Origin of the sequence: Micromonospora sp. DT53 (genome assembly GCF_049841535.1) — a bacterium.
Lineage (GTDB): Bacteria > Actinomycetota > Actinomycetes > Mycobacteriales > Micromonosporaceae > Micromonospora.
The window spans coordinates 826,408-845,389 of record NZ_JBNCKM010000001.1; the positions used below are offsets into that span (position 1 = coordinate 826,408).

Sequence of the window (18,982 nt, forward strand, 5' to 3'; positions counted from 1 at the left end):
TTGGCGCGGTGGTGGCGTTTGGGGGCGGGGGTCGGCGCGCCTGTGGCGGGTTGGTGCTGCCCGCGGGCGGGGGGGGCCCGGGTGGGTGCCGCCACCTCCGTCGTACGCCGAACCGATCCGCTCGCCGGCAGCTCCGATGTCGTGCTGTCGGATCAGCGCGCCCTCGACGCGCGAACAATCAGGTCCGCTACCGGGCCCGGGTTGGACACGCCGACGGCGTGCGAGGCCTTACGGATCTCCACGATTTCCCGAGCACCGGCCCGCTCGGCCATCCAACGCTGAGCCTTGACCGGGATGTTGCGGTCCGCCCCAGAGAGAAGGAACCAGGATGGGATCTCGGACCAGGCCGGCTTGCCGGAGCTCGCGCTGAGCGCCGCGTCGCGAATGGGCCGCTGCGTCACGGCCATCAACGAGGCCTGTTGCTCGGACACGTCGGCCGCGAACTGCTGCCGGAACAGGTCCGGCCGGATGGAGAGGTCGGCGGTGCCGTCACCGAGCGGCACCTGAGCGAGGGTTGCTCCGAGAGTGCTCCCGGGGAACTTGTTCGACAGGTCGAGGGCGCTCTCGCCCTGATCGGGTGCGAAGGCCGCGACGTACACGAGCGCCTTGACGTCCGGGTCGCCCACGGCGGCGTTGGTCATCACCGCGCCTCCGTACGAGTGGCCGGCGAGCACGACCGGGCCTTGCACGGAGTTGATGACGGTCCGTACGTAGTCGGCGTCTGAGCTGAGCCCGCGCAGCGGGTTGGCGGCGGCGACGACCGGGTAACCCTGCCGACGGAGCCGCTCGATGACTCCGCTCCAACTTGCGGAGTCGGCGAACGCGCCGTGCACCAGCACGATGGTCGGCTTGGGTTTGGGTCGCTCGCCGGCCGTCGCGGCGGAGACTCCCGTGACGAGCGTGGCGCCCGCCAGAACAATCATGGCCGCGTAGGTCACTGCCTTGGGGGTGCGAATTCGCATGGGCTTTCCATTCGTGTTGATGGGACGCGGATGGCGGAGGAGGCGTCATTCCGCTCGTCGCTGCGAGTGGAGCCGTACCGCCGGTTCCTATTCCATCGGGAGCAGCGGGTACGGACCACGCGGAAGCGCATGCAAAACAATTTCTGCATACGGTTCATGTGGTCGGGCGGCGGCCACCGCCCTTACTGCCCCGTTTCGGGATCTGCCCGGTGCTTGACCCGCAGCGGTAGTGCCGCTAGCCAGCCGTGGGTCAGCGCCGCCCGGTTGCCGGCACGCAGCAGCGCGGCGGGGCCGCGGGCGGCCTCCTGAAAGATCGTCCGGGTGTGTCCGTCGTCCTGGTCGAGCAGCAGCCACGTCTGGTAGAAGCTGATGTCGTCGCCGATGGCCACCCAACCGAATCTGCTCGGTGGATCGAGCTCACCGACGATGCCGTCCAGGACGTGTGATGTGGTTGCCACCAGAAAGCCAGCGCCCACCAGGAGGTCACCTGGCGGTTCGGTGCGATCCACCGAGTTCTGCCACTTCGGCCACGCCTCTATCGCGATCAGATGCCCGAATATGACCGCGGCGGGCGCGGCGATCCGGCGTTCGTGAGTTACGAAGCTGTCGCATTGGCCCGGTCCCCAGCCAGGCGGCCAGTGCACCCCCGGGTGCTGCTCTGCGGTCATGCCTCAAGGTTGGCGGCCACGGTAGGGCACAGCACCCGTCAGATGACTGCCGTCGACGGTCACCCGCGTTCGTCGTACGCGGTGAGTGCGTCCCGCAAGGCCGCCCGGGATGTGATGCCGAGCTTTGGGAAGATCTTGTAAAGGTGATCGCCGACCGTCCGATGCGAGATGAACAGCCTCTGACCGATCTGCTTGTTGGTCAGCCCGGCGCCGGCGAGTTCGGCGATCTCCCGCTCCTGGGGCGTCAGTGGTGATCCGGCATCCGGCGTCGACTGCCGGGTCATCCCGGTCGCCCGCAACTCGCTTGCCGCGCGTTCCCGCCACGGAACCGCGCCGATGGCGGCAAGGGCGTCGTGGGCGATGGTGAGCTGCTCGCGGGCGGTTCTGATGTCACGGTTGCGGCGCAGCCGCTCGCCGTACGCCAGACGGATACGGGCGAGGTCAAAGGGCCACTGATCAGCACCCGGCACCGAGATGGCCGTTTCGAACATCCCGGGATCCTCGGCGGTCAGGGCGGCGGCCGCCGAGGTCAGCATGCTGAGCCGGGGCGAGATGTCGGCCAGACCAGCGTCCCGCATGGCCCTGGCGTGCGCCACGCCTTCCGCGGCTCGTCCGGTGTGCATGCACGCCTCGATGAGGTCGAGAGCCGACCAGAGGGCGGTCGGCCGGTACGGCAGCAGTTGTCCGGGCGGGCTCACCCGCGCGGCGCTCTGGTAGGCCGCCTCGTAATCCCCGGCTCCGATGTCGCCCAGCGCTCTGGCCTGGAACGCGAATGGGGGGACGCCGCCGGCCTGATGGGCGGTGGCCCAGCTGGCCATGCCGTCGGTCAGCTGTCGGGCGGCCTTCACCTCACCCCGCCCGGCCGCGACCAGGGCATGAACGAACTGGAAGTACCAGTGGAAGAACCGCAACCCGTGCTGCCCACAGACGGTCAGACCCTCGTCTGCTGTCTCGCTGGCCTCGTCCCAGCGGCCCCCTTGGAAACTGTCGATGCTCAGGTGCATGAGCGCCCCGAGGTGGCGGCGAGCCGGGCCCTTGCCCTCTCGGCTCTGGCGCACGAGGCGTCGCTCCGAGAAGCGCAGCCGGGGCAGGCGGTCGGGGAAGACCGCTGCGGTGCCGATGCGGATCAGACGTGTCGGGTCCTCATCGTCGGTGTCGATCGTGTCGATCAGTGCGTCCAGGTCGGCGATGTCCGTGGGGGTGGCCCGCGCCGGATCAGGGAAGACTGCCGCCGTCACGCGTAGCACCGGCGGCGGCTCCGGGGTGAGCCGCCCGAGCAGGCCGTGGAAGGTCTGCCAGGCCTGCTCGGTGCCCACCCACCAGCTGATCAGCAGCAGGTTGTGGAGCGCCTCGACAAGTACCGGCTGCTCAGCGTCGAATCGGTGATCACCGGCCTCGATCGCGGCGGCCAGTAGACGATGTGCAGTCCTGACGTCACCATCGGAGTTGATCAGAAGGTGGGCGGCTGCGGCCGCGGCCGGCAGCGAGTGGGTGCCCAACGATCCGGTGCGGCGGGCGTTGTCCAGCAGCCGGGTGGCGGTGGCCAGCTCACCACCGGCGTCCGCGCCGATGTAGGCAGCCTCCGCGAGCCGACGGCCGCGATCGGCCAGCGAGGGGCTGAGCTCAGCCGAGCGGGTGAGCGCGGCGACGGCCCCGATCGCATCGCCCTGTCGCAGCAGTGCACGAGCACTCGTTTCGAGTTTCGCGGCAACGTCGGCATCCGGCCCGACGGTGGACGCGGCGAGGTGCCGGGCCTGGCGTTCGGGCGAGTCCGCGACCTCGGCGAGCACACCGTGCGCCCACCGTCGCTGTCGATCAGTGGACGCCGCCACCACGGCGGCGCCGATCAGCGGGTGCCGGAAGGTCAGCCTGCCGCCGGATACCTGCAGGAGCCGCTTCTCCCGCGCCGGCACCAGGTCGTCGAGGTCGCAGATGTCACCGGCGGCGGTCTGGAGACGGGTGGTCGCTGTGGTCCCGCCGAGCGCAGCAAGCAGCATCATCAGACGGCAACGCTCCGGCAGGGTGCGCACCCGGGCTGCGAAGATCTCCTGCAGCCGTTCTGACAGCGTGAGGACGGCGGGAAGAGTGGTGAAGTCGGTGCGCTGGTCGCCGTCGAACGCCGCCGGCAGCTCCAGCAGGGCCAGTGGATTGCCGGCGGCTTCGATGAGCAGCCGTTGGCGTACGGCTGGCGCGAGCTCGGGAAAAGTCTGCTCGACCAGCGTACGAGCGGCATCGGCACGCAGCGGCGCGAGGTTCAGCTCGGTGAGCCCGCCGTTCTGGAAGAAGCCGCGTTCGTCGGGGCGGCAGGCGGCGACGAAGCGGATCGGGCTGCCGACGAGGCGGCGGGCGATGAAGCCGAGTGCCTGCGCACTCGCCCGATCAACCCACTGGACGTCGTCGATCACGAGCAGAAGGGGCGTCTCGGCCGCCACCGAGCGCAGCCAGAGCAACGCCGCGTTCGACACCACGAGCCGGTCCGGGACCGGCCCGATATCGAAGCCCAGCGCACACCGCAGGGCGTTGCGGTGCGCCTCGTTCAGCCCGGCCATGTCGTCGCCGAGCGGGAACAGCAGCTGGTTCAGGGCGGAGTAACCGACTTCCGCCTCGAACTGCACGCCGGCGGCCCGCAGTACCGTGGCGCCGCGTTCGACCTCGCCGGCGGCGAACTCGTCCAGCATCGCGGTCTTGCCCACGCCGGCCTCGCCGACCAGGAGTACCGCACCGCCACGGACGGCAGCTCGGTCGAAGTAGGCCCGCATCGACGCGATGTCGTCGTCACGCCCAACCAGCATCACCGCTCGAACCTCCAGAAGCCCAGCCTTCTGGCCGAGGGACCTCGTTGCCAGCCGTCCCGGTCAGGTCGCCGGCGGCGCCAAGAACCATGCTCGCTGCCTGGACGATTCCGGCCGGCACTCACGGCAGGCCCGCGATCACGTCGGCCACGCGGCCCGGAGACGACAGGAACGCGGAATGCGACGCGGCGAGTTCGGTCACGGCGGTGAGGTTGTCCGGGAACGCGGCGTCGGCCTGCGCGATGAACAGCCGCTGCAGCGGCGCCGGGATGGTGCGGTCGTGACTGCACACGACGTACGTACGCGGTACGGAGCCCCATCCCGCTGCGGTCAGCGTCGTACTCTCCGTGGCCATCGCCAGAGGTGCGTCGCAGCTGAGCAGGCTGGTGGCGGCTGCGGCCCGCTCCGACGCCACATCGCCGTAGAACGCCTCTCGGATGGCGTTCCGCACTGCCGGGTCAGGGTTGCGTGGGTCTATCCGCAGGGCGCCGGTGGCCGCCGGATCACCCACCAACAGCGGCATGAACGTGTTGTCGGCGGCTTCGGGCAGGGCCGGATAGGCGATGCACGGTGTGTCCGAGGCCGGCATGTATGCGGCCAGGTAAACCATGTGCGCGACCAGCCCGGGATTCTTCTCCACCACCCGGCTCAGGACCGCGCCGCCCATGCTGTGCGCGACCACGCAGACTGCCCGGCCGCCACCGATCCGGCCCAGCCGGGTGGCCAGCAGGTCGGCCGCCGCGTCGAGGCCGATGTCCGCGACCCGGGACCGCTCGGTGGCGTACGCGACCGGGTCGAAGGGACGCCTGTCCGCCGCGGCGGGGTTCACCGCATGCAATCCGTGTGCCGCCAGATCGACGGCGACGCCCGTCCGGCCTCGCGCGGACAGCTCCGTGACCACCTCGGCCCACGCCCACGAACCGTGATAAAAGCCGTGTACGAGCACGATCGGCGTGTGCGCCATCGTCGATACCTCCGACACATCTACGAACAAACAGGAAAGGCTACCCGCCGGCCGGCACACCACTGTCGCTACGTTCCCCGAGGTGGAGCAGCAGGCCCCGGTCGTCAGCGACCCGGGGGGCGGGGCTCGGTACTCGGCCGGGGCGCTGGGTCCGCAGACAGGTCGTCAACCGACGGGTACGGACATTGTCCAATCCACTTGTCGACCGTCATGGCACCGTCATCTGACGGGCGCTGGGGCCGAGCGTTGTGCCGAGTATTGGTCGTGTCAGCACGACGATAGATACGGACATTCGGAGGAACCCATGTCGGAGAACACGAAGGCAACTGTTGTTCTGGTGCACGGTGCGTTCGCGGAGTCGGGCGGCTGGGGCCCGGTGGTCGAGCGCCTTCAGGCACAGGGGCACACGGTGATCGCGGCGGCCAATCCCCTGCGGTCGGTGGCGTTCGACGCGGCGCAGGCGCGAGCCCTGGTGGACAGCGTCGACGGGCCGGTGGTGCTGGTTGGGCACTCGTACGGCGGGATGGTCATCAGCAAGGCCGCAGCGGGCGCCGGCAACGTGAAGGCGTTGGTTTTCGTGGCCGCCTTCGCTCCGGAGCCGGGCGACAGCGCGGCGACGCTGTCCGGCCTGTTCCCGGGCAGCACCCTGGCCCAGACGCTGCGGCCGGTTCCGCTGCCGGACGGCAATCAGGACCTGTACGTCGCCCAGGGGCTTTACCACAACCAGTTCGCGGCGGATGTGCCCGGCGAGGTGACCAGGGTAATGGCGTCGACGCAGCGGCCGATCACCGTGGCCGCTCTCGAGGAGCCGGCCGACGGGCCGCAGGCGTGGGCGACGATCCCGAGCTTCTTCCTGATCGCCGAGGCGGACAACAACATCCCGGTCGCCGCGCACCGCTTCATGGCGGAGCGGGCCAAGGGTGAAGTGGTCAGCATCGAGGGCGCGTCGCACGCGGTGTTCGCCTCGCACCCGTCGGAGGTCGCCGACCTCATCCTCCGCGCCGCCGCTAGCTGACCGAAAGCGCTCGCGGCGCTGCGGCCCCGCCGCTTCGCCCAACGGAATCGCCCGAGCGTTGGAACCATTCGTGCACGCTCACGGCCGTCGTCCCCGCGTCAGCTCGGACGACGGCCGGGGCCACGACACGCTCGGCTGTTCTGGATGGCGAGGCGGTGCTCCCGCAGCGCGGCGAGCGCGGCGGATCTGAGGCGGCGGTCCGGAGCTTTCTACGGCGAGGAATTGAATCTTGCGCTCTCCAGACGACAACTTCCGGGAGGTCGTGCACCATGCAATTCGGTAGCTTTGGTTTCCGCCTGCGAGAACACCGGCACGCTGCCGGGTTGACGATGGAACAGTTGGCCGAGGTTTCGGGAGTCAGCGCGCGGGCGATCAGCGACATGGAGCGGGAGCGCAGCCTCGTGCCGCAGCGGCGTACCGTCCAGGCGCTGGCCGAGGCGCTCGTCTTGTCCGAGGCGGATCGGCGGACCTTCATCACGGTCGCGCGGACCGGCCGGGCCAGGGCTGTACCGGCCGGCGGCTGCTCGCTGCCGCGGCCGATCGCCGACTTCACCGGCCGCGTCCAGGAGTTGGAGCGGCTCGGACAGATTTCGGCGGCCGCCCAGCAGGCGTCGGTGGGGGCGCAAGCGGTGACGGTGTCCGGGGTGGCCGGGGTGGGCAAGACGACGCTGGCGGTGCAGGCAGCTCACGTGTTCGGTGCCAAATTTGTCGGTGGCATCTTCTTCCTCGACCTGCGAGGAATGGACGCGCGCCCAACGAGTTCCGCAGAGGCCCTCGCCCGGCTGCTTGCCGCGTTCGGTGTCCGCGACGGCGTGATCCCGGTACACGAGTCGGACCGCGCAGGGATGTACCGTCGTCTGCTGGCCGGCCGGCCGGCACTAGTGGTCTTGGACAACGGCGCGGATGAGGCTCAGGTGCGGCCGTTGTTGCCGGAGCCGGGGCGATCCCTGACCGTGATCACGAGTCGCCGGTTGCTGGCCGGTCTCGAAGGCGCCCACCGGCTCAACCTCACGCCGTTGCCAGCCGAGGACGCGGCGGCGCTGCTGCGGCGCATCCTGGGTGACGATGGCCCGGCCTCGCAATCACCGGCGGTGGGCACGCTGTCCGATTTGTGTGGACGGTTACCTCTTGCGCTACGGATCGCGGGCAACCGGTTGACGAGTCGACCCGAGTGGACGGTGCAGCACCTGGCCAGTCTGCTCTCCGACGAGCGTCGGCGGCTAGATCAGCTCGTCGCCGGAGACCTGCGGATAGCGGCTGCCTTCAACCTCTCCTACACCCAACTGTCTCCGCCGGCCCGGCGTCTGTTTCGCCGCCTGTCCCTGCTGCCCGGGCCGGATTTCGACGCACGTCGCGCGGCGGCCCTGGACGGAAACGATCTGGACGACACCGAGGTCGCCCTGGAGGAGCTCATTGAGCTGAGCCTGTTACGGGCCGAGACGGACGGTCGGTATGGCTTCCACAACCTCATCCGTCTGTTCGCCAGGCAGCGGCTGGTCGACGAAGAGCCGACCGTCGGCCACGACGGGGCGCCGAGGCGTCGGGTCGACCGGCTGCTGGACGGCGGCACCGTCACCGGCCGCCGGTCCGGCCTTGAACCCGCCGGGCTCCGGGCTCAGCGGAAGGCCGCCGTCGGCTGAGATCGCCACGGGCGGTGACGACCAACTGCAGAATTGTTTCTGCACACGGTTTCTCGTGTTCTCCACCGCCCGCATCGGGTGGAATCTTTGGTAATGGCCCTCATCAAACAGTTACAAGAAAGGCTTCAGCAAATGAGCACCTACCTGATCAATCACCTGCGCATCCCCGGCGGCGTCCCGAACGAGGCTGGGCTGTCCTACCTCGAACAGGTCGAGGCCACCGTACGGCCCTACGGCGGGAAGTGGCTGGCCCAGGGTGACGCGACAGTGGTCGAGGGGGCCTGGCCCGGCTCGGTGGTCTTGATGGAGTTCCCGGACCGCGCCGCTGCCGAGGCGTGGTACGGCTCGGCTGAATACCAGGCGATTCTGCCGATGCGTACCAACAACGCGATAAGCGATCTCATCCTGGTCGACGGCGTCGGCCCGGACTTCACCGTGGCCGGTTTCGCCCGGCAGGTCCGGGACGCGATCAAGGCCGCCTCTCACTGACCGCGTCCTCGCGCGGCAGCGGACACCACATCTGAACCCGTCAACAGTGCCCGGGGGCGACCGGCCGAACTCCGTGTCGCCCCCGGCACGGCGGTGGATCTAGTACCGAAAAGGGTTGAAACGATCATGCTGAGCTATGCAGTCCACGTCGCGCCGGCCAAGGTCGCCGTCACGGATGACCTTCCGCCGGGCGAGGACCGCCGCCGGTGGTCACCGACGGCGTCCACGCTCATCTTCGGCGAGCGGGACGCGGTCCTGGTGGATCCGCTGATGACCATCGACGAGTCGAGAGTCCTGACCGATTGGATCCTTACTACCGGCAAGAACGTCACCACGATCTTCATCACCCACGCACACGGTGATCACTTCTTCGGAACTCCCGGCGTGCTGGAGCGGTTCCCCGCGGCCCGGGTCGTCGCGGCGCCGAGCGTAGCCGAGCACATGCCCGCGCAGTGGAGCCCTCAGTGGTTCGACGGCTACTGGCAGCCCCGCTTCCCGGGTCAGCTCTCAGGCCAGCGGTTCACCGTCGAACCACTCGCTGACGGGCAGCTCGAACTCGAAGGCGAGCGGCTGCAGGCCGTCGAACTGGGCCACACCGACACCGACAACACCAGCGCGCTGTATGTGCCCGGCACCGGACTGGTGGTGGCCGGCGATGCCGTCTATGGCGATGTACACCTCTACCTGGCCGAATCCACGGGCGGCGGCAGCGAGCGGTGGCTTGAGGCACTGGACACGATCGAGGGTCTGCACCCGAGCGCGGTCGTGTCCGGGCACAAGCGGGACGGCGACGCGGACAGCCCCGATGACATCGGCCGAACCCGGCGGTATGTCGAGGACTTTTCCGCCGCGCTGAGGAGGGCGGCGAACCACCAGGAGCTGTACGACGCCATACTGGCGCTCTATCCCGACCGGATGAACCGGGGCGTGCTCTGGAACTCGGTCAAGGCCGTCTTCGCCTGACATGGTCTCCGCCCCGTCGTGCCGGTGGCGCCGAACGACCGGCTGGACAGCCCTGGTCGCCGACCTGATCCGCACGCTGCGCCGCTGACGTCCTCCCCGCGGGGCCGCCTCCGGCGTGATCGCGCTCGATCCATGTCGTAGTGGTGTCCCTGGCACTGGGAGGCCACTCGATCGTGGATCGAGCGCGATCACGCGGCCGGCAGGGCCCTCAGCCGGTGACGAGGCCGAACTTGATCAGGCTAGAACGGGGGCTTGGCCTTCTCTGCGGGGCGTCGACGTGATCGTTGTACGTCCGCGGCGGCGACTCCGAGCAGCACCACGGCCGCAGCCGCGCCGGCGGCGAGCGGCGCGAGGTGGAGGGCCACCGGCGTGAGCAGACCGAGAGTGAGCAGGGCGGCTGTCCGGGATCGGGAAACCCTGGCGAAGACCTGGTATTCGAGAGTCGATCGGCCGACGAGGAAGAGCACCGGACCGCCGAGGATGGCGATGAGCCAGGCCGCCGGCAGGTGCCCGAGCGGCTCGGTGACGAACAGTTCGAAGCCGACGCCGCTCAGCACGATCCCCGCGATCATGATCAGGTGGGCGGACGCCATGTCGGTCGCGAGCCGATCGGCGCTGCGGGAGCGGCTCACGGCGGTATCCAGCAACTCTCCCGCGACGTGGAAGTAGATCCGCCAGAACAGGACGGTGGTCGCCAGTGCGAGGACGAAGCCGACCGTCTGGATGGCGTGAAATTCGCTGCCGCTGAACGCCAGCCCGATGACGAAGATCGCCTCACCGATCGCGATGAGGAGGAACTGTTGGTATCGCTCGGCGAGATGCTCGGCAGCGATCATCCGGCCGCCGATCCGTTGCGCACCGACCCGAGGGCTCGGCCAGCCGAGATGCAGCCCGGTGTAGTCGATCAGGACGGCGATGGTCCAGAGCGGCCCGCGGACCGTGCCGTCGTGGACCAGACCGCCGATGACCCAGAGCGGCGCGCTCAGACCGAACCAGAGCAGCACCCGGAAGGTTTGCCGCGGATCCGGCCGGCCGTGCCCGGCGACGTGAAAGTAGACGACGCGACCGATCTGGAGGCTCACGTAGGTGATGGCGAAGAGGGAGGCCCGCGCGCCGAAGCCGTCGGGCACCGCGACGGCCATCGTCATGGCACCGACCATCGTCATGATGATGACGGTCTGGACTATCGGTGCCTCCGGGTCCAGCCAACTGGTCGACCAGACCGTCAACGACCAGACTGCCCACAGCGCCAGGAACAGCAACAGGGCCTGACCGAGACCCGCGTACACGCCCCGCTGGCCGTCGGTGAAATCGTCGATCACCCGGGCGGAGATCCGGGTGAGGGCAAAGACGAAGACCAGGTCGAGAAAGAGTTCCAGAAAGGTCGCTCGCTGTCCGCTGGCCTCGCTGCGTACCAACCCGTCGTCGTGCTTCTCGCTCATCGGTCCGCCACTGGCCGGTGCCGCCGAACGACCACGTGCCCTCCCGTCGCGGTGATCTCTTCGCTCAACGAGCCAGAGGTCGGCTGTGGCACGAGGAGGACGGGAAGCTCGCGGAAATTCCACTGTGGCAGACCTGCGTCGTCGGCCTGACCAGCCCGCCCAGTCGCCAATCCGTCACCAGGGAACTACGGCTGGTGTCCACCCCTAGGCTCGGGTGCGTGCCCGGACCTGCTGAGAAGGCCACCGAACAGGACCGGCGTGACCTCCTCGTCGCGGTCGCGCGAGAGTTGGCCGAGACGGAAGGCTGGGCGGGTGTGACCACCCGACGGCTCGCCGAACGGACCGAGATCGACATGGGTGACATCTACCGGCACTTCGCCGATCTGGAGGCGTTGATCGCCGCCGTCGCGGTGTGCGCCTTCGCCGATCTGGCCGCCGATCTCGCCGAGGCGCACGCGGAGACCGCTGGCAGCCCCGAGGGGGTCTGGCCGGCGGTCGCGACCGCGTACCTCGACTTCGCGTACACGAATCCGGAGGTCTATGACGCGATGCTCGCGCTGACCCCCGACCTGGCCCTCGGCGTGGATGGCGTGCCGGCCGCGCCGCGGGCGGTCTTCGCGGAGCTGCGGGCGGCCCTGACCCCGTTGGCCGAGGGCCGGGACCCGGACACCCTCGCCGAGGTGGGCTGGAGCCTGCTGCACGGCGTGGTGATGCTCACCCGTGGTGGCCGGCTCCGACCCGAGGGGCAGGAGGAACGCGAAGCGTTGATCGCCCAACGGCTGCTGCGGTGGCCGTGACCCCGCCGCCGCCGACGCCCCCGATCCTGGTCAGTTGACCGGCTCGCGGTCGGCCGGGCCCTTGTCGGTGAACCGGAACGTGGTGTTCAGCTTCGAGGTGCCCAACTCCTTGAGGACCAGGCCGTTGCCGGGGAGGTGCTGGAGGAACCGGGTCTCGCTGCCGATCGCGTAGGTGCCGTCGCCCTTGGCGATGATGGTGAACCGCTGGATCGGGTCGTCCTGGTCGCAGACGACGGCCCCGATGGTCAGCTCGGGTTCGATGTCCAGGCCGTTCACCTGCCAGCAGGACGGGTCGTCGTTGGCGGGGTGGCCGTCCTTCACGCCGAATGCCCTGATCACGTACCGGTCGCCGCCGATCGGTGTCGGCACGAACAGGATGCGACCGCCGGTGTCGCCGCCCTCCTCCAGCCGTCCGCTGATCTCCAACGGCTTCCCCGAACCCTGTACCCGGGTGATCGTGACCTCGCGCTTGCCGGACAGCAGCGGGTCGACCGCCGCCGACGACGTGGCCGGGGCCCCTGCCGTCGGCGTCGGCACGCCTGTCACGGCGCCCGACGGCGTCGGCGTGCCCGCCGCTGCGCGCGGCGCCTCGTCCGCACCGCCCTGGCACCCCACCAGCGCGCTGGCGCAGGCCAGCATCGCCACGCCGGTGACCCACTTCATGGTGAACATGCCGCACTCCTCAAGAGCCGTCCCGAACCTGCCGAGCGGAGAAATTCACGGGAATCGCCGTTTGTCTGCCGCCTATCCTGTCCCTCGGCTCATCGAGCGGTGGGCGCGGGGAGGGGATGGCATGACGGTCGGCGCGGCGGCCAGGCGGCAGGCACAGGTGTTGATCTTCGATGCCGACGACACGTTGTGGGAGAACAACGTCGTCTTCGAGCGGGTGATCGACGACTTCCTGGGCTGGCTGGACCACCCCACCCTCGACCGGGCCGAGCTGCGGGCCGTCCTCGACGACATCGAGCGGGCCAACGCGGTGGCGCACGGATACGGCAGCAAGGTCTTCCTGCGCAGCCTGGCGGAGTGCCTGGAGCGGCTGCGTGAGCGGCCGGCCACCGACTCCGAACGCCAGGAGATCGACCGGCTGGCGCTGGCCCTGGTCGAGCACCAGGTGGAGCTGATGCCCGGGGTGGCCGACGCGCTCGACGAGCTGGCCGGCCGGCACGAGCTGCTGCTGCTGACCAAGGGCGACCAGGAGGAGCAGCAGCGCAAGCTGGACGCCTGCGGCCTGCTGCACCACTTCGGGGCCGCGCACATCGTCGCCGAGAAGAACGTCGACACGTACCGGTGGCTCACCCGGGAGCACGGCTTCGCGCCGGCCGACGCGTGGATGATCGGCAACTCCCCGAAGTCCGACATCCTGCCGGCGCGGGCGGCCGGGTTGAACGCGGTGTTCATCCCGAACGCGAACACGTGGGTGCTGGAGGACGACGAACTGGACCCGACCGACGACGGGGTGTTGCGGCTCGCCGCGTTCCGGGACCTGCTGCGGCACTTCTGACCGTACCGAAGCCAAACAGCGTCGGCGATCATGGTCGCGTTACGTCGATCTGCCCGATTTTCACCGTGGCATCAGTCCTGCCTCCGTCCGCCCGACGCGGCTTGTCCGGCCGGTCGGAGCCCGCCTAACCTGGTCCGGCGCTCACGGCCCCTCGGGGTGTGTCGGGCGCGTCGACGTTCGGCGGGCGAGCACCGTGGAGCTGAGTGCGGAGTGGCCGGCTCACCCCGTCGCGGCGCGTGGCGTCGTGCCACCCCCGCGCGGCGGGGTGCCGGAGCTGTCCGCTCCCCCGCCGGACGGCCGAGGGTCAGGGCCGGGTAGTTGCGGACCCGGTCCTGGCCCACCCCGCGAATCGTTCGACCGTGCCGAGCGGGGCAGACCGCACGTCGGTTCGACTGTCAGGATGGCGGCATGAAGCGCAGGTCTCTCCTTCTCGGCGCGGCGGCAGGTCTGGCCGCCCCGGCCGTGCTGACCCCGGCCGCGCCCGCACTCGGCGCGAGCGAGCCGCTGCGGCCGGGCTGGGGCACCGTCCCGATGCCACGACCGTGGCCGGGTCGGCGCCGAAACCGGGCCAGCGAATTGACCACGCTTCCGGCGGCGACGAAGCAGGTGATCATCGTCGGCGCCAGCAGCTACACCACCACCTACGCCACGCTGGAGGCGTACGTGCGGTCCCGCAACGGCTGGCAGCCGGCGTCGGCGTCGTTGCCCGCCCGGCTCGGCTCGAAGGGCTTCAGCGACAACCACGTGGAGGGGGTGCCGACCACGCCGACCGGTGTCTACTCCATCGGCCCCACCATGTACGGCATCGCCGCCAACCCGGGCATGCGATTCCCCTACCGCCGGCTGGTCAGCGGTGACTGGTGGAACGAGAACCCGTCGTCGTCGCTCTACAACACCTTCCAGCACAGTGCGACCAACCCGGGCGGGGCCAGCGAGGCGCTGTGGAAGGAGGTCCCCGCGTACACGCACTTCGCGGTGATCACCTACAACATGGCGCCGAACGTGCCGAAGCCGGTGCCGAACGCGGGCAGTGGGATCTTCCTGCACCAGTTCAGCACCAGCGCCGGCAACGCCACCGCTGGCTGCGTCTCCCTCGCACACTCTCACCTGGTCGACGTGCTCACCTGGCTGGACCCGGCGCTGTCACCGCGCATCGTGCTCAGCCCGTACGCCCAGCTCGGCCGATACTGACAGGCGCTGCGGCTCAGCCGGCCTCGCGCCGGACGATCGCCACCGCCACCCGGCAGAACTCGTCCATGTCCGGGTTGAACCCGGCAGCGATGTCGGGATGCAACCCGGAGCGGGTCTCCTCCAACAGTCGCTGGCAGACCTGCTCGACCGGTTCGCCGGCGTAGTCGGCGCCGACCCGGTCGATCGCCGCCTGAAGCGCCGAGGTCAGCTGCTCCTCCAGCGGACCGCGCAGCTTCTGCTGCACGGGATCGAGCCCGCGGGGGTCGAGCGTGACATGTGGCTCCGACATCGGTGCTCCCTTCGTCGGCGTCCGCGATACCCCACCGCGGACGTCGGTCAAACCCCTGTCGGTACGGCGGCGACCCGCACCTGGTACGAGAACTCCTCGGCCGGTTCCTCGTGGTACGACAACCGGCGGATCTGCCGGTCGTCGTCGTAGAGGGCGACGTCCACCAGGACGCCGAGGTGGGCGAGGCCGATGGTCGACACCCGCTTCTTGTCCTGCAACACCGCGCAGACGCCGCCGAGCAGGGTGCTGGCGTCGGACGTACGGTGCCCGGGCGGGCAGCGCAACACCAGGTCCACCTCGATCGGCCCGGGCAACGGCGTCCAGCCGGTGCGCTGGGCCGCGACGAGGGCGGCCTGGAGCAGGGTGCGGACCCTCGTCGCCTGGCGATGCCCGGCGGCGAAGATGGACAACGCTTCGGTCTTGACCGGTGGCAGGCCGCTCACCTCGAACGTCAGGGCGAGAGCGCGGGTGTCCTGCACGACGGCACCTCCTCGTTGGGACGATCCTGCCGAACCGGGGGAGCGGCGGTGGGACGTTCCCGCGATTACCAACCGATCGGGCAGGCCTGGGGTCGGCCGGAGGCGTGTCGACGGCGGTGGCGAAACGCGCAGGCTACGGCGCTACGAAAACGCTAGCCGACGACGCCCGCGCTCGGTAGTCGGTCGTTCACCCGGTGGGGCGTGGTGCGAAGGCGCAGAACTCGTTGCCCTCGGGGTCGGCCAGCACCCACCATCGGCTCTCGGCGGTCGGCTCGCACAGCAGGGTCGCGCCCGTCGCGATCAGCGCCATCGGCTCCGGGTCGACCAGGTCGACGTCCCAGTGCAGGCGGTTCTTGACCGTCTTGGGCTCGGGCACCTGGGCGAACACCCAGTAGTCCCAGGGGAACCCGGCCGCGCCGACCACCGACGAGGTTGTCGGCTCGTGCTCGACCGTGCCGCCGACCACCTCGGCCCACCAGGTCGCCTGCGCCACCGGGTCGGCCGAGTCGACGACCAGCTCGAACGGGCCCGGCCGGGCGCCGTCGCGGGCCGGGAACGCGCAGAACTCGTTTCCCTCCGGGTCGTCCAACACCCACCAGGTGTCGTCGCCGGCCGGTTCGCGGACCAGCCGGGCGCCGTCGGCGAGCAACGCCGCCGGGTCCGCGCCGGCCAACCGCAGATCCAGGTGTACGCGGGTCTTGCCGACCCGAGGCTCGGGCACCTTGTTCACCCAGATCGACTCGGCGCTGGAGCGCGCCGAGCGCGGGTCCACCCGGGTGTCGTCGTCACCGGCATCGGCCACGTCGGCGTCGAGCACCCGGGCCCAGAAGGCACCCAGTGCGAGCGGGTCGGTGGCGTCCAGACACAGGTCCTTGAAGCGCGCGATCATCGTCCCAGCATGCCTGGTCCGGAGGGACGTGTCCGGGCGGAAGGCTCCGGGCCGGCGAGTCCCGATAGCATCCTTGACGTTATATAACGCCGCACATAGTGTCGGCTCATGCATGAATCCACGTTTCTCATCCTCACCGCTCTGGCCACACAGCCCTTGCACGGCTACGGGGTTGTGCAGGCGGTGGAAGAGCTGTCCGCGGGCGACGTGAAGCTGCGGCCCGGCACCCTCTACGGCGCCCTCGACCGCCTGGTCGAGCAGCGCCTGATCGAGGTGGACCGGGAAGAGGCCGTCGACGGGCGGCTGCGTCGCTACTACCGACTCAACGAGGCAGGGGCGGTCGCCCTGCAAGCCCAGGCCGAGCGGTTGCGTCGGCAGGCCGCGGCGGCCGATGCCCAACTGAGCAAGCGTCTCGGTGGTGCCCCGGGCGTCGGGTCGGTGATCGCATGACCGCCGCCACCTGGTCGAACGACGACCGCAGTCTCGAACGCCACTACCGGAAGCTGCTGCTTGCCTATCCGGGCCGGCACCGGCGGCGGTACGGCACCGAGATGGTCACCACGCTCCTTGAGATGGCGGCGCCTGGGCAGCGCCACCCACGGCCCGGGGAGGCCCTGCACCTGCTCGCCAGCGGCCTTCGACACCGGCTCCGGCTCCCCGCCCGCCGTCCCTTCGCGGTGCTCGCGGCGGTCCTCCTCGCCTTGACAATGGGCGCGCTCGGTGGGGCCGCCGGGTCGTGGGCAGGGTCGCAGACGTTCGCGGACCTGCCCGACGACGCGGCAATCGCCAGCCTGGCCCAGCGGGCCAGCGGAGCCACAAGCGATTCGGTCCACATGCGCATCGTGTCGCCATGGCTGGAGGAGTCGATCTCGACGACCACCGAAGTCGGTGGTGCCTGGGATGCTGAGCAGGCCCGGCAGCGGTTCGCAGCCGATGGCTGGTCGGTCTCCGACATCACACCGCTCGGCGGTCAGGCTGTCGGGCTCAACCCTGACACCAGATCCTTCGTCGACCTGCCGATGCGAAACTCGACGTTCAGCGCCAGGTCGAGCGGCCTGACACTCCAGGTGCGGGGCTACCTCACCCCCGACCACGGCTCTGTCCACCTCGACGGCTGGGCGCAGAGCAGGCCCATGTTCCTACCGCTGATCGTGGTGGGCATCCTGATCGGACTCGTCGTCGGATGGCTGTTTGCAGCGGCCCTCGCGTACCGGATCGTGGAGGCGTCGGCCGAACGGCGGCGCGCCTCCACCGGGCTCTGGGCCGTCGCGCTGGTCGCGCTCGCTCTGCCGGCAGTAGCCCTGTACGGCAACGCGCTGCGGGCATTCCGAGATCACGGCGACGTCGATCCGGTCTTCACCGTGCACAGCGCGTTCACCCCCGGCCCCTATTACCCGTTGGGGCCCTCCTGGCAGATTCTCGCCCTGACCATCGCCGGTGCCGTGCTCGCGGGTGCCGCGATCCTGCTGGCCCGTCCGGGCCCGCAGCCGGAGACGCGGGAAGCGGCGATAGCAAGCTGAGGCCTTCGACCGCTGCTGTCGACGGTAGTTCCCGACGGTCGCGGGGCCATTCAGGGTAGATCTTGGACACTTTCCGTTCTGCGATAACTGTGCGATAACGGAAAGTGTCCAAGATCTCCAGATCCGCCGGAGAATGCTTTAGTCGGGGGATCTTCTCCGAGATTCGCGTTCAGTGCTGCTTGGCGTACTCGACGAAGGCCTTCCAGGCCGTCGGGTCGACGTGCAGGGTGCCGCCGTCGCGGTCCTTGGTGTCGCGCACCAGCACCACGCTCGGCAGGTTGTCGGCGACCTCGACGCAGGCTCCGCCGTTGCCGCCGGACCGGGTCGACTTCCGCCACTGTGGGGTCAGCATGCCCATGACTTCGCCACTTCCTTGATCAGCTCGGTTGACTGCCGGCGGGGGAGCGCCTCGTTCCGCACGATCTCCCACGTCTTCGCCAGCTTAGCGACGTCGGTCGGCGCATCGACGATCTGCGCGGTGAGCTGGTTGTCGGCATAGGTCACGCGCTCGCCGTCGGGCATCTCGGCGATGATGAACTGACCGCCCATCCCCAGATACATCCCAGCATCTGTCGGCACGATGTGCACCTGGATATGCTCCGCCGTCGCCAACTGGACCAGGTGCTCGCACTGCTCGACCATGAGGCCCGGCTGGTCGAGCACCGGCCGGCGCAGCACCGCCTCGTCCAGCACGGCGATGAGCTGCGGCGGGCGCGGGCGGTGCAGGATCGCCTGCCGCTCCAGCCGGGCGGCGACGATCCGGTCCACGTCCTCGGCATCGAACCGGCCACCGGCCAGCGTCGCGCGGGCGTACCGCTCGGTCTGGAGCAGGCCCGGCACGTACGCCAACTCGAACCAGCGCAGCGTGGTCGCCTCCCGCTCGAACTCGATCCACTCGCGCAGCCAGGCCGGTTCGGCGTCGAGCCGGGCCAACCCGTCCAGCATGCGGAGGAAGCGTCCGCCGGTCTGGTGGTGGGTGTCGACAGCCCTCATGTACTCCTTCGTGGGCGGTCGCCCGCCGGTCTCCACCGAGCTGACGTGTGAACCCGAATAGCCGATGCCCCTGCCGAAGTCGTCCTGACTGAGCCCGGACCCCGTCCGGAACAGCCGCAGTTCCTCCAGCACGTAGTCGGTGACGGTCCCCATCGATTCCCCAACCTTCGCTCGGTCTGGCTCGGCGCGTCCCTCATGGGTGCTCACCTGGGCCGCTGAGCTGCACGAATGGCGTGAGCACGTATCGACCGTAGTCGTGTCATCACCACACTGTCACCAGTGGCGGGTCCGCTGGTGGCCGGAATGGCGGCGGCGGGCCCTGTCCCCGGGGTCGCTCCCGTTTCCCCCTTGCGGGAGCGGCCCCTTCCCCGCCCCCGAGGAGGTC

At 69.7% G+C, this 18,982-nt stretch carries 20 protein-coding genes; 9 read left to right on the forward strand and 11 right to left on the reverse strand.

Features of this window, described 5'->3' with window-relative positions; genetic code table 11:
- Positions 1-152: 152 nt before the first annotated feature.
- The 4 genes from ACLQ3B_RS03935 to ACLQ3B_RS03950 form a co-directional block, all read right to left on the reverse strand.
- Positions 153-962 carry an alpha/beta fold hydrolase gene (locus ACLQ3B_RS03935; protein WP_425777382.1) on the reverse strand — a complete coding sequence of 270 codons (810 nt, stop codon included), beginning with the start codon at positions 960-962 and terminating at the stop codon, positions 153-155.
- 182 nt (positions 963-1,144) lie between these two features.
- Positions 1,145-1,630 carry an SRPBCC family protein gene (locus ACLQ3B_RS03940; protein WP_425777384.1) on the reverse strand — a complete coding sequence of 162 codons (486 nt, stop codon included), beginning with the start codon at positions 1,628-1,630 and terminating at the stop codon, positions 1,145-1,147.
- Between the two features lie 59 nt (positions 1,631-1,689).
- On the reverse strand, positions 1,690-4,422 hold the full coding sequence (locus ACLQ3B_RS03945) for a helix-turn-helix transcriptional regulator (protein ID WP_425778045.1): 2,733 nt from the start codon (positions 4,420-4,422) through the stop codon (positions 1,690-1,692).
- 121 nt (positions 4,423-4,543) lie between these two features.
- Entirely contained in the window at positions 4,544-5,386 is an 843-nt protein-coding gene (locus tag ACLQ3B_RS03950; RefSeq protein WP_425777386.1) for an alpha/beta fold hydrolase, read from the reverse strand.
- A gap of 304 nt (positions 5,387-5,690) precedes the next feature.
- Here ACLQ3B_RS03950 and ACLQ3B_RS03955 point away from each other — a divergent pair, with 304 nt between their 5' ends.
- The 4 genes from ACLQ3B_RS03955 to ACLQ3B_RS03970 all read left to right on the forward strand — a co-directional run bounded on the left by ACLQ3B_RS03955 (position 5,691) and on the right by ACLQ3B_RS03970 (position 9,493).
- On the forward strand, positions 5,691-6,401 hold the full coding sequence (locus ACLQ3B_RS03955; protein ID WP_425777388.1) for an alpha/beta fold hydrolase: 711 nt from the start codon (positions 5,691-5,693) through the stop codon (positions 6,399-6,401).
- Between the two features lie 155 nt (positions 6,402-6,556).
- A complete protein-coding gene (locus ACLQ3B_RS03960; RefSeq protein WP_425777389.1) occupies positions 6,557-8,041 on the forward strand; it encodes a helix-turn-helix domain-containing protein in 1,485 nt (494 codons plus the stop codon).
- 132 nt (positions 8,042-8,173) lie between these two features.
- Positions 8,174-8,530: a DUF1330 domain-containing protein gene (locus ACLQ3B_RS03965; RefSeq protein ID WP_425777391.1), complete on the forward strand. Its 357-nt coding sequence runs from the start codon at positions 8,174-8,176 to the stop codon at positions 8,528-8,530.
- Positions 8,531-8,656: 126 nt separating this feature from the next.
- Positions 8,657-9,493, forward strand: coding sequence for an MBL fold metallo-hydrolase (locus tag ACLQ3B_RS03970; protein WP_425777393.1), 837 nt, complete (start codon positions 8,657-8,659; stop codon positions 9,491-9,493).
- 239 nt (positions 9,494-9,732) lie between these two features.
- Here the strand turns inward: ACLQ3B_RS03970 and ACLQ3B_RS03975 are convergent, their stop codons facing one another.
- Positions 9,733-10,935, reverse strand: coding sequence for a low temperature requirement protein A (locus ACLQ3B_RS03975; RefSeq protein ID WP_425777395.1), 1,203 nt, complete (start codon positions 10,933-10,935; stop codon positions 9,733-9,735).
- 218 nt (positions 10,936-11,153) lie between these two features.
- On the opposite strand from ACLQ3B_RS03975, the gene ACLQ3B_RS03980 reads away from it, so the two are divergent.
- Positions 11,154-11,732, forward strand: coding sequence for a TetR/AcrR family transcriptional regulator (locus tag ACLQ3B_RS03980; RefSeq protein WP_425777396.1), 579 nt, complete (start codon positions 11,154-11,156; stop codon positions 11,730-11,732).
- Positions 11,733-11,762: 30 nt separating this feature from the next.
- Here ACLQ3B_RS03980 and ACLQ3B_RS03985 read toward each other — a convergent pair whose 3' ends face one another.
- The gene (locus tag ACLQ3B_RS03985) at positions 11,763-12,404 is read right to left on the reverse strand and encodes a hypothetical protein (protein ID WP_425777398.1); all 642 of its coding nucleotides are present in this window, start codon (positions 12,402-12,404) and stop codon (positions 11,763-11,765) included.
- Positions 12,405-12,525: 121 nt separating this feature from the next.
- On the opposite strand from ACLQ3B_RS03985, the gene ACLQ3B_RS03990 reads away from it, so the two are divergent.
- Both ACLQ3B_RS03990 and ACLQ3B_RS03995 read left to right on the forward strand, forming a co-directional pair.
- Positions 12,526-13,236: an HAD family hydrolase gene (locus ACLQ3B_RS03990; RefSeq protein ID WP_425777400.1), complete on the forward strand. Its 711-nt coding sequence runs from the start codon at positions 12,526-12,528 to the stop codon at positions 13,234-13,236.
- A gap of 408 nt (positions 13,237-13,644) precedes the next feature.
- A complete protein-coding gene (locus ACLQ3B_RS03995) occupies positions 13,645-14,427 on the forward strand; it encodes a L,D-transpeptidase family protein (RefSeq protein WP_425777402.1) in 783 nt (260 codons plus the stop codon).
- 13 nt (positions 14,428-14,440) lie between these two features.
- Here ACLQ3B_RS03995 and ACLQ3B_RS04000 read toward each other — a convergent pair whose 3' ends face one another.
- The 3 genes from ACLQ3B_RS04000 to ACLQ3B_RS04010 form a co-directional block, all read right to left on the reverse strand.
- Positions 14,441-14,716 carry a hypothetical protein gene (locus tag ACLQ3B_RS04000; RefSeq protein WP_124816228.1) on the reverse strand — a complete coding sequence of 92 codons (276 nt, stop codon included), beginning with the start codon at positions 14,714-14,716 and terminating at the stop codon, positions 14,441-14,443.
- 47 nt (positions 14,717-14,763) lie between these two features.
- Positions 14,764-15,195 carry a hypothetical protein gene (locus ACLQ3B_RS04005; RefSeq protein WP_007462448.1) on the reverse strand — a complete coding sequence of 144 codons (432 nt, stop codon included), beginning with the start codon at positions 15,193-15,195 and terminating at the stop codon, positions 14,764-14,766.
- A gap of 187 nt (positions 15,196-15,382) precedes the next feature.
- Positions 15,383-16,084: a VOC family protein gene (locus ACLQ3B_RS04010; protein ID WP_425777405.1), complete on the reverse strand. Its 702-nt coding sequence runs from the start codon at positions 16,082-16,084 to the stop codon at positions 15,383-15,385.
- A 108-nt stretch (positions 16,085-16,192) separates the two neighbouring features.
- Between ACLQ3B_RS04010 and ACLQ3B_RS04015 the strand changes: the two genes are divergently transcribed.
- Complete coding sequence (locus ACLQ3B_RS04015) at positions 16,193-16,534, forward strand: PadR family transcriptional regulator (RefSeq protein WP_425777407.1); 342 nt, start codon at positions 16,193-16,195, stop codon at positions 16,532-16,534.
- Complete coding sequence (locus tag ACLQ3B_RS04020) at positions 16,531-17,604, forward strand: hypothetical protein (protein ID WP_425777409.1); 1,074 nt, start codon at positions 16,531-16,533, stop codon at positions 17,602-17,604. The genes ACLQ3B_RS04015 and ACLQ3B_RS04020 overlap by 4 nt, the downstream gene beginning before the upstream one ends.
- A gap of 169 nt (positions 17,605-17,773) precedes the next feature.
- On the opposite strand, the gene ACLQ3B_RS04025 is transcribed toward ACLQ3B_RS04020, so the two are convergent.
- Both ACLQ3B_RS04025 and ACLQ3B_RS04030 read right to left on the reverse strand, forming a co-directional pair.
- Positions 17,774-17,956 carry a DUF397 domain-containing protein gene (locus ACLQ3B_RS04025; protein WP_425778047.1) on the reverse strand — a complete coding sequence of 61 codons (183 nt, stop codon included), beginning with the start codon at positions 17,954-17,956 and terminating at the stop codon, positions 17,774-17,776.
- The gene (locus ACLQ3B_RS04030; protein ID WP_425777411.1) at positions 17,950-18,750 is read right to left on the reverse strand and encodes a helix-turn-helix domain-containing protein; all 801 of its coding nucleotides are present in this window, start codon (positions 18,748-18,750) and stop codon (positions 17,950-17,952) included. The genes ACLQ3B_RS04025 and ACLQ3B_RS04030 overlap by 7 nt, the downstream gene beginning before the upstream one ends.
- Positions 18,751-18,982: the final 232 nt, after the last annotated feature.